Annotated in this window: 10 protein-coding genes; 7 read left to right on the forward strand and 3 right to left on the reverse strand. The window is 28.2% G+C overall.

The genetic code is table 11. The features are described 5' to 3' along the window. Nucleotides 1-11: 11 nt before the first annotated feature. The 5 genes from rapZ to OW729_RS02960 are packed head-to-tail and all read left to right on the forward strand — an operon-like array spanning nt 12 to nt 4,819. Nucleotides 12-893: an RNase adapter RapZ gene (rapZ, locus tag OW729_RS02940; protein WP_268059942.1), complete on the forward strand. Its 882-nt coding sequence runs from the start codon at nt 12-14 to the stop codon at nt 891-893. Then, nucleotides 890-2,227 carry a uridine diphosphate-N-acetylglucosamine-binding protein YvcK gene (gene yvcK / locus OW729_RS02945; protein WP_268059943.1) on the forward strand — a complete coding sequence of 446 codons (1,338 nt, stop codon included), beginning with the start codon at nt 890-892 and terminating at the stop codon, nt 2,225-2,227. Before rapZ ends, yvcK begins: the two co-directional genes overlap by 4 nt. 7 nt (nt 2,228-2,234) lie before the next feature. Then, nucleotides 2,235-3,188 carry a DNA-binding protein WhiA gene (gene whiA, locus OW729_RS02950; RefSeq protein WP_268059944.1) on the forward strand — a complete coding sequence of 318 codons (954 nt, stop codon included), beginning with the start codon at nt 2,235-2,237 and terminating at the stop codon, nt 3,186-3,188. A gap of 8 nt (nt 3,189-3,196) precedes the next feature. Further along, on the forward strand, nt 3,197-4,495 hold the full coding sequence (locus tag OW729_RS02955; RefSeq protein WP_268059945.1) for a DRTGG domain-containing protein: 1,299 nt from the start codon (nt 3,197-3,199) through the stop codon (nt 4,493-4,495). A gap of 30 nt (nt 4,496-4,525) precedes the next feature. Further along, entirely contained in the window at nt 4,526-4,819 is a 294-nt protein-coding gene (locus OW729_RS02960; RefSeq protein ID WP_268059946.1) for a Dabb family protein, read from the forward strand. 663 nt (nt 4,820-5,482) lie between these two features. Here the strand turns inward: OW729_RS02960 and OW729_RS02965 are convergent. After that, on the reverse strand, nt 5,483-5,974 hold the full coding sequence (locus OW729_RS02965) for a GNAT family N-acetyltransferase (protein ID WP_268059947.1): 492 nt from the start codon (nt 5,972-5,974) through the stop codon (nt 5,483-5,485). Nucleotides 5,975-6,306: 332 nt separating this feature from the next. Between OW729_RS02965 and asnA the strand changes: the two genes are divergently transcribed. After that, a complete protein-coding gene (asnA, locus tag OW729_RS02970) occupies nt 6,307-7,320 on the forward strand; it encodes an aspartate--ammonia ligase (protein ID WP_268059948.1) in 1,014 nt (337 codons plus the stop codon). A 373-nt stretch (nt 7,321-7,693) separates the two neighbouring features. On the opposite strand, the gene OW729_RS02975 is transcribed toward asnA, so the two are convergent. Both OW729_RS02975 and OW729_RS02980 read right to left on the reverse strand, forming a co-directional pair. Then, nucleotides 7,694-8,404, reverse strand: coding sequence for a DUF1048 domain-containing protein (locus OW729_RS02975; RefSeq protein WP_268059949.1), 711 nt, complete (start codon nt 8,402-8,404; stop codon nt 7,694-7,696). Between the two features lie 3 nt (nt 8,405-8,407). Continuing rightward, a complete protein-coding gene (locus OW729_RS02980; RefSeq protein WP_268059950.1) occupies nt 8,408-8,728 on the reverse strand; it encodes a PadR family transcriptional regulator in 321 nt (106 codons plus the stop codon). 443 nt (nt 8,729-9,171) lie between these two features. Here OW729_RS02980 and OW729_RS02985 point away from each other — a divergent pair, with 443 nt between their 5' ends. Beyond that, nucleotides 9,172-12,678 carry a DNA polymerase III subunit alpha gene (locus OW729_RS02985; protein ID WP_268059951.1) on the forward strand — a complete coding sequence of 1,169 codons (3,507 nt, stop codon included), beginning with the start codon at nt 9,172-9,174 and terminating at the stop codon, nt 12,676-12,678. Nucleotides 12,679-12,886: the final 208 nt, after the last annotated feature.

Genomic DNA, 12,886 nt, shown 5'->3' on the forward strand with positions numbered 1-12,886 from the left:
GAGGAATGGTTATGAGATTTGTTATTGTTACAGGGTTATCAGGAGCTGGTAAAAGCCAAGCAATTAAAAGTTTAGAGGATCTAGGATATTTTTGTATAGATAATTTACCACCAACTTTGATGGCTAAATTTGCAGAAGCATGCTATCAAACAGATGGAAAAATAGATAAAATTGCTCTTGTTATAGATATAAGAGGTGGAGAATTTTTTGATGATCTTTTTGAAAACTTGAAATATTTAAAAGAAAATCAATATGAATATGAAATATTATTTTTAGATGCAAGTGATAAGGTTCTTGTAAAAAGATATAAAGAATCAAGAAGAAAACATCCATTAGCTCCAGAGGGTAGAATACTTCAAGGCATAGAGCTTGAAAGGAAAAGGCTTGAAGAGGTAAAAAATAAAGCTACAAATATAATAGATACATCTAATATGTCTACAAGACAATTGAGGGATAGGATATCAAGAATATATGCAGATGAAGATCAGATAGAAAATCTCATGATAACAGTTTTATCTTTTGGATTTAAATATGGAATACCTGTAGATGCAGATTTAGTTTTTGATGTAAGATTTTTACCAAATCCGTTTTATATACCAGATTTGAAAGAGTTTTCAGGTAATGATAAACAAGTTAGGGATTATGTTTTAAGTTTTAAAGAGACTAACAAATTTATTGAAAAATTATCTGACATGCTTGAATTTTTAATACCTAACTATATAAAAGAGGGAAAAAGGCAGCTTATAATAGGTATAGGTTGTACTGGAGGAAGACATCGTTCTGTTGCTATTACAAATGCTATTTATGATAAGTTACTTGATAAGGATCATAAAGTAACTAAAGAGCATAGAGATATTAATGAAGATATGAAAAAAGGTGGAATAAAATTATGAAACTAATACAATGGCTTAAACCAAATATAAGGGTTAAAAGGTGGATTGCACTTGGAGCCATGGGGATTTTGTTTATAGTTTTTGCTGCGGTAGAATTTTTTAATAGAACAGATTTAAATACAAAATACACATTTTTTTATATTTTCCTAATAATTTGTGGCATTTTTATATTATATATTTCAATTGCACAGGGAATACATTCAATAATGTCCTTGATTAATAAAGGATATTTAAGTATATCATTAGATTCTAATAAGCTAGAAAATTTAATATATGAAAAAAGATTATTAGTAAAAGGTCCTAAAGTTGTTGCTATAGGTGGAGGAACGGGGCTTTCAACAATGCTACGAGGTATTAAATATTATACTTCTAATATTACAGCTATAGTAACAGTTGGAGATGATGGAGGAAGTTCTGGAAGTTTAAGAGAGGAGTTAGGAATACTTCCTCCAGGTGATATTAGAAACTGTATACTAGCTTTAGCTGATACAGAACCTTTAATGGAGGAGCTACTACAATATAGATTTAAGGATGGGAATTTAAAAAATCAAAGTTTTGGAAATTTATTTTTAGCTGCTATGGATGGTGTATCTAATAATTTTGAAGAAGCTGTTCAAAAAATGAGTTCTGTTCTTGCTGTAACGGGAAGAGTTTTACCAGTTACTCTAGATGATATGATATTAAAGGCTGAATTAGAGAATGGTGTTATAGTAGAAGGTGAATCTAATATTCCTAAACAATGTATAACACAGAAGAGCAAAATAAAAAGACTTTTTATTGAACCAGAGGATGCGAAAGCGCTTCAAGAGGCAGTAGATGCAATAAATGAAGCGGATGCAGTGATTTTGGGGCCAGGGAGTCTCTATACTAGTGTAATACCTAACCTTCTAGTTAAAGATATTGGCAAAGCTTTGAAAAAGAGTAAAGCGATAAAAATATATATTTCCAATATTATGACTCAAGAAGGTGAAACAGATGGTTACGGGGTTGCAGAGCATATTCAAGCTATATATAGTCATTGTGGGCATGGAATAATAGACTATGTAGCAACTAATACTGAAATAATAGACAATAAATTGAAAGAAAAATATTTGGAACAAAATGCAAAACAAGTAGTAGTAGATGAAGATAAAATTAATAAATTAAATGTAAAAGTTGTAGAAGGAGACTTTATAACTATAAATAAAGGATTTATCAGACATGATCCAGATAAATTGGCTAAATTGTTAATGGAAATAATCATGGATAAAAAATTACTATATGACAAAAAGAAGATAATAGAATATTTTTATTTGTCTCAAAGAATAAAAGAAAAAAAGAAATGTAAGGAGTAGAAGCAATATGTCATTTTCTTCAAAAGTAAAGAATGAGATTTGTAGATATGTAGAATTTACTAAACAGGAAGCTACTGCTTTGCTATCAGGGATAATGAAGGTGAGCGGCACTTTAGGATTTGGTGGAGATAAAAAAATTAACTTTAGAATAACTACAGAAAATCCGGCTATTGCAAGACTTGTGTTTAAATTGTTAAAAGAACATTTTAATATTCATGCAAAGCTTTTTGTTAAAAAAAGTAATTCATTGAAAAAGAATAATATTTATTTGGTTATGATATCACACGAAATGGGAGCCAAAGAATTACTAAATGAAGTTGGAGTATTAGGTGAAGAAAACGACATGATTTTATTGGAATACAGTATTTTAGATAAAGTTATTCCTACAGATACATGTAAAAGGTTATTTATAAGAGGTGTTTTTTTAGGCGGTGGAAGTATAAGCAACCCTGAGAAAACTTATCATTTAGAATTTGTTACTCATCATGAAGATTATGCTAATGAATTCAGCAATCTTATTAATACTTATGGTTTAAATTCAAAAGTTATTCAAAGAAAAAGTAGCTATGTTATCTATATAAAAGAAGGAGAACAAATTGTTGATTTACTTAATATAATAGGAGCTCATGAATCTTTATTAGAACTTGAAAATGTTAGAATAATGAAAGAAATGAGGAATAATATAAATAGATTAGTTAATTGTGAAACTGCTAATTTAAGTAAGACAGTTAATGCAGCAGTTAGGCAAATTGAAAGTATAAAACTTATTCAACATGAAATAGGTTTTCAAAGGTTACCTAAAAACTTGAGAGAAATTGCAGAACTTAGATTAGAATATCCTAATGAATCTTTAAAAGAACTAGGACAAATGCTCGAACCACCAGTTGGAAAATCTGGAGTTAATCATAGGCTTAGAAGAATAGAAAAGATAGCAGAGGAATTAAGAAAAGAAGGAAAGTAGGTATATATATGACTAAGCATCAAGAAATAATAAAGTACATATCCAATTTAAATGTTGGAACTAAGATATCAGTGAGAAGTATAGCAAATGAACTTAAAGTAAGTGATGGAACAGCATATAGAGCAATAAAAGATGCAGAATCCTTAGGGATTGTATCTACTATACCAAGAGTTGGTACTGTAAGAATTGAAAAAGTTCAAAAAAAGAATATAGAGTCTTTAAGTTATGCCGAAGTTGTTAGTATTGTAGATGGTACTTTAATTGGAGGTAAGGATGGTATACATAAGAGATTAAAAAAGTTTATAATGGGTGGAATGCAACTAAATGAAGCTATGAAATATATTGATCCCGGTTCTTTACTTATTGTAGGAAATAGAGAAGATATACAAAAGGTTGCTTTAGAAAATGAATGTGCTGTTTTAATAACAGGCGGTTTAAAGTGTAGTGATTCAATAAAAAAATTAGGAGATGAAAAGCATCTTCCTATAATATCAACAACTTATGATAGTTTTACGGTTGCAAGTATTATAAATAAAGCTATATCAGAAAGCTTAATAAAAAAAGATATTATTCTTGTTGAAGATATTATGAAGGGAAACATAAAATATTTAAAAATTGATGATAATGTAGAAAAATTAAAAAAGATGATTAAACAAGTAAAACATCAAAGATATCCAGTAGTAGATTCTCAAATGAATGTAGTAGGAATTGTAACTATAAAAGATTTACCTAATGATGGTAATGATGATATTACAATAGGAAAATTGATGTCTAAGGAACCTATTACGGTTACTCCAAAGACTACAGTATCTTATACTGCACATATTATGGGTTGGGAAGATATTGAGCTTTGTCCTGTAGTAGAAGGAAAAAAACTAATAGGAGTTGTTGGGCGACAAGATGTTATAAAAGCGCTTCAATATGCATCTAGACAACCTCAAGTTGGAGAAACATTAGAAGATTTAATACTTAAAAATTTTAGGTATGAGGCTAAAGATAATAAGATGGATTTTACAGGTAAAATAATACCAGAAATGCTTGATCAATTAGGAACTGCTTCATGGAGTTCGTTAAATATGCTATTATCGACTATAGGAATTATGACATTAAGACATAAAAACAATATAAATATTACTGTAGATAGTGTAATGACATACTTTATGAAACCAGTTCAAATGGATAGTGTTATAAATATATGTTCAGAGATAATTGATATGGGAAGAAGTTTTTGTAAGGTAGAGATTAATATGTATAAAAAGAAAGATTTAATTGCAAAAGCTCTTATTTCTGCTAAAATGGTTAAATAATAATTTATATTATAAGGGGATGAAATGTTTATGTTTACTCACATTGTATTTTTTAAGCTAAGAGAATCTACTCCTGAGAATGTTGAAAAGGCTAAAAATATACTTGAATCTATGAGTGGAAAAATTCCACAGCTAAAGAAAGTTGAAGTTGGAGTAGATGTAGTTCATTCAGATAGGTCATTTGACTTAGCGCTAATTACTAAATTTAATTCTCATAAGGACATGGATGAATATCAAGTGCATCCTTATCATGTAAATGAGGTTTTAAAGCTATTAAAACCGATGCTAGAGAAATCAGCCGCAGTAGATTACACAATGGAATAATATTACGACTTAATAATGGATAACGGCAGAGGAATAGGTTTTCTAAATATATGTAGTTATCCATTAAACCTTCAGCACGCAAAGAAGTACTAAAGGCGTAGCCTTCTAAAAATTCTACCCTCACTATATGTCATCCATGACGCAGTTCGGCTGCAGAAGTCCATTCCTGCAATTACGGATTTTTAGAATTCTACACTTTAAGTACTTCTAATTGCTACTTCAAAGTTTAATCTGCTAACTACATATATAAGAAAACCTTGTCCCTCTGCCTTGATTTTTTTATAATTAATATAGTTAAAAATGTATATTGGGAAGGAAGAGGAAGACTAAAGGATGATTTTCCTCCTACCGTCAGAAAATCTTTAAACTAAAACGCTTTTTCACACTTTCAGTGGTAATATGTATGTTTATAGCAACTATATTTTAATCTTAAGTTAAATATAACGCCCATAAGATATCGCTTTTAAGAGCTTACTAGCTCTTTTGTTTAAGTCAAAAACAAAGCTGATAATGAAAAATTAATTTTTCATTATGAGCTTATTCTTTTACTTAATTCAAAGATTTTCTGACACTAGGAGGAAAGTCCTCCTTTACTATTCACTATTCTCTGTTCATTATTCTATAAAATAATGTTGTGACGCAACATTTTTATATTATGTATATTTATAGATAATATTTGCGTTTCTCAAAAATGAAAGATTTAGAACCATCTTTATATACATTTTCTCGATGAAATACAAAACCGCATTTTTCAGTGTAAAAATAGTGATTTCTTTTTGAATAGTCTGGTGTTTCAACAGTCCATTTATTTGCATCAATATATTTTTCTTCAATATGCTTCCATACTATAGTTCCTAAGTGATTTTTTCTGTATTTTGGATCAATAAATAACATTTCTAAGCTGTAATTATTGTTTGGATTAATTCCAATAGTATAAGCCCCAACGATAGTATTATTATAAACTATTTTATAGCTTTCAAAACTTTTATGCTCATTAAGCCATTTAATTAAGCTACCGTCATTATATCCTGTAGGACCATCTTCTTTTAAATCAGTGTGCAAAGAAGTATCTTCATTAAATGCTGAAGTCATTATTTCTGTTAGTATCCTATAATCAATAGGAGATATCTTTAAATATACTATCTTATCATTCATATTTAGCCCCTTAAGTATTTTACAAATGTGTATGAAAATATAATTTATTTATATACTAATTATATCATTTAATACTGTTTTAAAAAATTTATAAATTTATTATAATAAACAATGGTCTAAAACATAGTCTATTTTAACAAAGTGTAATTTTTATTGATGTTTATGAAAGTAATATTAATAAAATAATATTAAAAATGAGCATAAATTATTAAATTAACAAATAAAACAAATTACAATTGACAAATTGTGATGTTATCATTATAATAATTATTAAATTATCAATTAAAAGGTGGCTATTAATTATAGAATTTGAAAGGGGAGTTTGTAATTATATGATAAAAAAATTTGTAGTTCCAGAGGGATATAGGTCAAGTTTAGATTTAAGAAAAACAGAAATAGCTATAAAAAGTGTTAAAGATTTTTTCGAGGTAGAGCTTGCTAAAAAATTAAACCTAATAAGAGTATCGGCACCTCTTTTTGTAAAAACTAATTCAGGAATGAATGATAATTTAAATGGAATAGAAAGACCAGTTGCGTTTGATGCTTTAGAAATAAAGGATGAAGAAATACAAGTTGTACATTCCCTTGCAAAGTGGAAACGTATGGCTCTTTATAGATATGGCTTTGAACCAGGAGAAGGTTTATATACAGATATGAATGCAATTCGTCGTGATGAAGAATTAGATAACATTCATTCTTTATATGTTGATCAATGGGATTGGGAAAAAGTAATTACAAAAGAAGAAAGAACAGTAGATATGTTAAAGGCTACTGTAGAGGATATCTATGAAGTATTTAAAAGTACAGAGGACTTCATAAACAAAAAATATCCTCATATCGAAAAGATATTACCAGAGAAAATAAGTTTTATAACTTCTCAAGAATTAGAAGACATGTATCCAGGGTTAAGTTCAAAAGAGAGAGAGAATGCAATAGCTGAAGAAAAAGGTGCAGTTTTTATTATGCAAATAGGTGATGTATTGGCATCAGGAGAAAAGCATGATGGAAGAGCACCAGACTATGACGATTGGAAACTTAATGGAGATATTTTATTTTGGTATCCAGTTCTAAATAGTGCGTTGGAACTTTCTTCTATGGGAATAAGAGTTGATAAAGAGGCTCTATTATATCAACTAAAAGCTGAAGATGCTACGGATAGAAGAGAGCTTCCATTCCATAAAATGCTTTTAGAAGAAAAACTACCTTTGACAATGGGTGGAGGAATAGGGCAATCAAGAATTTGTATGTTCTTTTTAAGAAAAGCACATATAGGAGAAGTTCAAGCGTCTATATGGTCTGAAGATGTTATAGAAGATTGTGAAAAACAAGGAATAAGTTTATTATAATTAAAAAGTAAAAGCTACGATAAATGCTATATTTCTATAAGCCTACTCACTTTGCAAACTAATTCTAAGTCCTAAAAATTTATTATTACTAAAAAATTCAAACTCGCTATCGCTCAGACATGAATTTTTATTAACATAATAATAAATTTTTAGGGCAAGAATTACTAATTGCTTGTTGAGATGGCTTTTACGAAATATAGCATTTATCTTCGTCTAATACTATTTATTTAAATATTTATTATTTAATATAAAATGAGTTAGGTGTCAAATTATTATACATATCTAGAGCATATTATTTTGTGGATTTTTTAAATATAAGTCTTGTTACTATATAAGTTAATGTATCTTTTTACTTATAAAATATAATGTTCATCTAGGATTTCTGTCTATTAAAGTAATTTTTATATATTTGTATACTTGAGACTATAATGAATAAAATAAGCAAAAATAATTTATTGTTAAATAGGTATATATATTGTGAAGAAAGGTCTATACCAAAGTTGTTAGAGAGATAATTCTTTGATATTCCATATATAAAGAATAAAATTATATACGTAAATATTCCTTTACCATGGTAGTTATTAGTACTTATAGAGTATTTTAAAGGAAGAGGGGCTATAAAAGCATTTTTTTGTAGATCTCTTCTAAATAAGTGCAATGAGCAAAGAACGATAATGCTTATAATTATGAAATTATCTATTGAGGTAGATAAATCAAAACTAGAACCACTAAAAAATCCTTTTATTATTAGAGGAATAAATAATATTGAGAATGTCAAAATCATATAACTTTGTATAAAATCTAACGTTTTATATATAAAGCTTAGATTTAAATTATACTCACTTATGATAGAATCACAAAATTCTTCCAGGTCATTTCCTATAAATGCATTTATATTTTTATTTTCTATCTGAGCTTGAAGAATCATATCCATGATTTGTTGTAAAGCTTCTTCTTTTTGATAGCTTGTCAAAGTACTATTTTGAATATATTTTACTATGCTTTTGTAAACCATAGAATTTCTAGGGTTTAATTTTTTTTGTTCTTTTAATCTTAATATTCTAAATTTCCATGTCAATAACATAAACTATTCCTCCAATACATTATTAATACATTGTTTTATTTCATTCCAGGAAAATATGAAATTTTTTAATTCTTCTTTTCCTAATTCTGAGATGTAATAATATTTACGCATAGGACCTAATGGGGATTTTTTCATTACTGAGTATATTAATTTCTTTTTTTCTAGTCTTATGAGTATAGGATAAACACTTCCTTCTGTAGTTCCTTCAAATCCATATTTGAATAGTTTTTCGCATATCTCATATCCATAAGTCTCATTTTTGCTAATTATATTTAAAATACATCCCTCTAATAAGCCTTTTAACATTTGAGTTGTATTTGCCATTGTTTCACCTACTTTGTATTACATAATAGCTTATGACTAAATATTACTATGACTACTTTGTATTGTCAAGTAGCTAAAAAAGAAATGTTTGGTATAAATTTTATTAAAAGTTGGAAAATAAGCATAGAAAGAAACGACATAGTTATAAAATTATATGATTAAATATAATTCTCAGTGTTCATAGAAAGTATATTTAAGTTAAAGTAAAATTTACACTTAACTAATAATAGTATAAAATTAATGATATAGATATTAAAATATTGATAATTAAATAATTATATGTATTTGATTACTAATTTTATGTAATTATGTCGCTTAACAATATATAAGCGAAGAAGAATTATAAAATAGTAAGTCAGTAACATAAAGAATAATTTGAATCACAATGAAATTTGTAATTATATATTAAAAAAGATTACAAAGCGAAAGGAGGAAGGAATTCTTTGGAAAATACAAAAGAATTTTGTCATTTGCATGTACATACGGAATATAGTCTTCTAGATGGTTCTGGAAAAATAAAAAAACTAATTGCAAGGGCAAAAGAACTTGGAATGAAAAGCATTGCCATAACAGATCATGGAGCTATGTATGGTTGTGTTGAGTTCTATAACCAAGCTATAGAACAAGGAATAAAACCTATTATAGGGTGCGAGATATATGTGGCTTCTAAATCAATGTATATTAAAAATGTTGATAAGGATAATAAGAATCATCATTTAGTTCTTCTAGTAAAAAATGAAGAAGGCTACAAAAATTTAATGAAGATAGTATCTAAAGCATCTATAGATGGATTTTATTATAAGCCAAGAGTAGACCATGAATATTTAAAAGAACATAGCGAGGGATTGATAGCTTTAAGTGCATGTCTTGCTGGAGAAGTTCAACATAATTTACTTAATAATAATAAGGAAAAAGCAAAAGAGGCAGCAATTTTCTATAAAAATACCTTTAAGGATGGATTTTATTTAGAACTTCAGTATCATGGATTAGAGGAACAACTTAGAGTTAATGAAATGATTGTTGATTTATCAAAAGAATTAGATATTCCACTAGTAGCTACTAATGACGTTCATTATATTAAAAAAGAAGATGATAAATCTCATGATGTACTTCTTTGCATACAAACAGGAAAAACTATAGATGAAGAAGATAGGATGAGATACGAACCTGAACAATTTTATTTAAGATCTACCGAAGAGATGTATGAGCTGTTTTCTTATGCTCCAGAAGCTTTAAAGAATACAGTGAAAATAGCTGAAGAGTGTAACTTTGATTACAAATTCCATGAGTCAAAATTACCTAATTTCCCTTTGCCAGAAGGTACTAAACATTATGATTATTTAAGAGAGTTGTGTTATAAAGGGTTAAAAGAGAGATATTCACAAATAGATAAATCTTTAGAAGAAAGATTAGAATATGAATTAAATGTTATAAACCAAATGGGATATGTGGATTATTTTTTAATTGTATGGGACTTTTTTAGGTTTTCCAATGAAAATGGAATAATTACAGGACCAGGTAGAGGAAGTGCGGCAGGGTCATTAGTTGCTTATACTTTAGGTATAACTAAAATTGATCCTATAAAATACAATTTAATATTTGAACGGTTTTTAAATCCTGACCGTGTATCTATGCCTGATATTGATAGTGATTTTTGCTATGAGAGACGTGGGGAAGTCATAGACTATGTTGTTGAAAAGTATGGTAAAGAGAATGTATCACAAATTGTAACTTTTGGTACTATGGCTGCAAGAGCGTGTATAAGAGATGTTGGAAGGGCTATGAATTATTCTTATGTAGAAGTTGATAGAATAGCAAAAATGATACCTACAGTATTAGGAATAACTATAGAAAAAGCCTTAGAGATGAACCCTGAACTGAAAAACGAGTATGATACAGATACAAGGGTAAAAGAACTTATAGATGTAGCTAAAGACTTAGAAGGACTTCCAAGGCATACTTCAACCCATGCTGCAGGAGTTGTTATAGCTTCTGAACCTCTTGTAAATTATGTTCCTCTTTTGAAAAATGAAGAGGCTATAGTTGCTCAATTTACTATGACAACTTTAGAAGAACTTGGTCTTTTAAAAATGGATTTTTTAGGTCTTAGAACATTAACTGTTATGAGAGATGCAGTAGAACTTATAAAACAAGATACCGGGATGAAAATAGACCTGGATAAAATAGATTTTGAAGATAAAAATGTTTATACTATGCTTGGAAAAGGTAAGACCATAGGTGTATTCCAGTTAGAGTCCGCTGGAATGACCAGTTTTATGAAGGAGTTAAAACCTGAGAGCTTAGAAGATATAATAGCTGGGATAAGTCTTTATAGACCAGGTCCTATGGCAGAGATACCAACATATATAAAAAATAAAAATAATCCTACTAATATAGAATATGAAACTCCTGAACTTGAAGATATACTTAAAGTTACTTATGGGTGTATGGTTTATCAAGAACAGGTCATGCAAATAGTTAGAGATTTAGCTGGATATTCTATGGGGAGAAGTGACCTTGTTAGACGTGCTATGTCTAAGAAAAAACATAAGGTTATGGAAGAGGAAAGAAAGAATTTTATATATGGTATTGTAGATAAAAATGGAAATATTGAAGTTCCCGGATGTGTAAGAAATGGTATAAGTGAGAAGTCTGCAAATAAAATATATGACTCTATGATGGATTTTGCGTCATATGCTTTTAATAAATCTCATGCAGCGGCTTATGCTGTTATAGCATATCAGACAGCATATTTAGTATGCTATTATCCAACAGAATATATGGCAGCTATGCTAAATAGTGTAAAAGGCAATAGTGAAAAGGTAGCTATTTATACTAGAGCAGCAAAAAATATGAATATTGATCTTCTACCTCCAGACATAAATGAAAGTTTTGCAAAATTCACTGTAGAAGATAATAAAATTAGATTTGGATTGACTGCCATTAAGAATGCAGGAGATAACGTTATTGATAATATAGTTAAATGCAGAATTCAAAAAGGTAAATTTACAAGCTTTGTTGATTTTTGTAATAAAGTAGATTCTAAATTTATAAATAAAAGAATGATAGAAAGTTTAATAAAAGCTGGTGCTTTTGATTGTTTTTGTATTTATCGTTCTCAGTTATTAGCTGTATATGAAAAAATAATTGATTCTATTGTTACTCAAAGAAAAAGAAATATAGAAGGACAAGTAAGTTTATTTGCTGGTTTTCAGGAGGAATTTAAGCAAGTAGAAATTAGATATCCTAATATAAAGGAGTTTGATAAAAAATATTTACTAGCTATGGAGAAAGAAATGACTGGTATTTATTTATCAGGTCATCCTCTACAAGACTATGAAGAAATGTTAAACAATATGACTTCTATAAAAAGTATAGACATTATAGAAGATGAGGCGTTAGAAGAAGAACTTATAGACGAAGTTGCAAAACATGTAGAGCAGCAGAATGCAAAGGTGAAGGATGGTCAAAAAGTTATTTTAGGTGGAATAATAAGTGAAGTAACAAGAAAAATAACTAGAACAAATACATTAATGGCTTTTGTCAAGCTAGAAGATTTATATGGAACTATTGAAATAATAGTATTTCCTAAAACTTTGGAAAGATTTAATGAACTTATAAATGAAGATGAGATTATTTTAGTAAAAGGTAGAGTTACTAAAAGAGAAGATGAACAACCTAAGGTTATATGCGATAGTATAGAGAAGTTAATAAAAATTTCTAATAAAAAATTATATATACTAGTGGAAGATGAAAGAGAAGTTGTAAAAACTAAAAATGAACTTAAGAATAAGATTTTGAAAAATGGAGGAAATGTACCTGTATTTTTATGTACTAGAAAAGGTAGAAAAAAATATATGTTAGGTAGAGAATTTTGGATTCAGGAAGAGGAAGAACTATTAAATTATTTAGTAGATAAGTTTGGAAAAGAAAATGTTAAAGTAATATAAAGTTTATAGTATATTTATCTTAAGGTTAAACAAAATATTAATAAGAGAGTACAAAAATAATATTAGTATGTGTTTTGAGAGAATATTCACTTTATATGGTATTATTTTTGTATTTCTATAAGAATTTTGATGAAAAAAATCTAATAAAATGATATACTATCCTTAAGTTAAAATAATATTAAAATAGCTAGTTTATAGATTTAACGGG

This window comes from Clostridium brassicae, assembly GCF_026738875.1.
GTDB lineage: Bacteria > Bacillota > Clostridia > Clostridiales > Clostridiaceae > Clostridium_H > Clostridium_H brassicae.

What these genes read in the sequence shown, in the direction of transcription:
- rapZ (WP_268059942.1), top strand. Translation starts at nt 12, where the DNA reads ATGAGATTTGTTATTGTTACAGGGTTATCAGGAGCTGGTAAAAGCCAA.
- yvcK (WP_268059943.1), top strand. Translation starts at nt 890, where the DNA reads ATGAAACTAATACAATGGCTTAAACCAAATATAAGGGTTAAAAGGTGG.
- whiA (WP_268059944.1), top strand. Translation starts at nt 2,235, where the DNA reads ATGTCATTTTCTTCAAAAGTAAAGAATGAGATTTGTAGATATGTAGAA.
- OW729_RS02955 (WP_268059945.1), top strand. Translation starts at nt 3,197, where the DNA reads ATGACTAAGCATCAAGAAATAATAAAGTACATATCCAATTTAAATGTT.
- OW729_RS02960 (WP_268059946.1), top strand. Translation starts at nt 4,526, where the DNA reads ATGTTTACTCACATTGTATTTTTTAAGCTAAGAGAATCTACTCCTGAG.
- OW729_RS02965 (WP_268059947.1), bottom strand. Translation starts at nt 5,974, where the DNA reads ATGAATGATAAGATAGTATATTTAAAGATATCTCCTATTGATTATAGG.
- asnA (WP_268059948.1), top strand. Translation starts at nt 6,307, where the DNA reads ATGATAAAAAAATTTGTAGTTCCAGAGGGATATAGGTCAAGTTTAGAT.
- OW729_RS02975 (WP_268059949.1), bottom strand. Translation starts at nt 8,404, where the DNA reads ATGTTATTGACATGGAAATTTAGAATATTAAGATTAAAAGAACAAAAA.
- OW729_RS02980 (WP_268059950.1), bottom strand. Translation starts at nt 8,728, where the DNA reads ATGGCAAATACAACTCAAATGTTAAAAGGCTTATTAGAGGGATGTATT.